Raw genomic sequence first — 671 nt, 5'->3', positions numbered from 1 at the left:
GTCTTGCCGGAGCCGGAGGGGCCGAGCAGCGCGATCAGCTCGCCGGAGCGGATGTCGAGCGAGACGTCGTCGAGCGCCGGGAAGCGGCCGAATTCCTTGCGGATGTTGTGAACGCGCACGTCCATGACAATACCTTTCGAATGCCGGCTTTCCCGGTCAGTGCCTGCGGCTGGCGGCGATCTCGGCGCTGTAGCGGATCTCCAGCGCCGTCTTCAAAATCAGGGTGATCAGCGCCAGCAGCGCCAGCAACGCCGCCACCGCGAAAGCGGCGACGAAGTTGTATTCATTATAGAGGATTTCGACCTGCAACGGCATGGTGTTGGTCTCGCCGCGGATATGGCCGGACACCACCGAGACGGCGCCGAACTCGCCCATGGCGCGGGCGTTGCACAAAAGCACGCCGTAAAGCAGCCCCCATTTGATGTTGGGCAGCGTCACATGCCAGAAGGTCTGCCAGCCCGATGCCCCGAGAGACAAGGCTGCCTCCTCGTCGCTACTGCCCTGTTCCTGCATCAACGGGATCAGCTCGCGGGCGACGAAGGGGAAGGTGACGAAGACGGTGGCGAGCACCAGGCCCGGCACGGCAAAGAGGATCTGGATGCCGTGGCTCTGCAGCCAGGGACCAAGGACACTGTGCGAGCCGAACAGAAGCACGAAGACGAGGCCGGAGA

2 protein-coding genes are annotated in these 671 nt (G+C 63.8%); both read right to left on the bottom strand.

Annotation, left to right across the window (positions count from 1 at the left end; all coding sequences use genetic code 11):
• The coding region (locus IB263_RS33830) for an ATP-binding cassette domain-containing protein (RefSeq protein WP_192341263.1) at positions 1 to 125 on the bottom strand (125 nt) is incomplete at its 3' end.
• A 31-nt stretch (positions 126 to 156) separates the two neighbouring features.
• Positions 157 to 671 (bottom strand): sulfate ABC transporter permease (locus tag IB263_RS33825; protein ID WP_192439606.1); only part of this gene is annotated, 515 nt, incomplete at its 5' end.

It is taken from the genome of Ensifer sp. ENS03 (assembly GCF_014852035.1).
GTDB lineage: Bacteria > Pseudomonadota > Alphaproteobacteria > Rhizobiales > Rhizobiaceae > Ensifer > Ensifer adhaerens.
The sequence above is the reverse complement of the archived record's forward strand: the minus strand, read 5'-3'. Positions and strand labels throughout refer to the sequence as shown.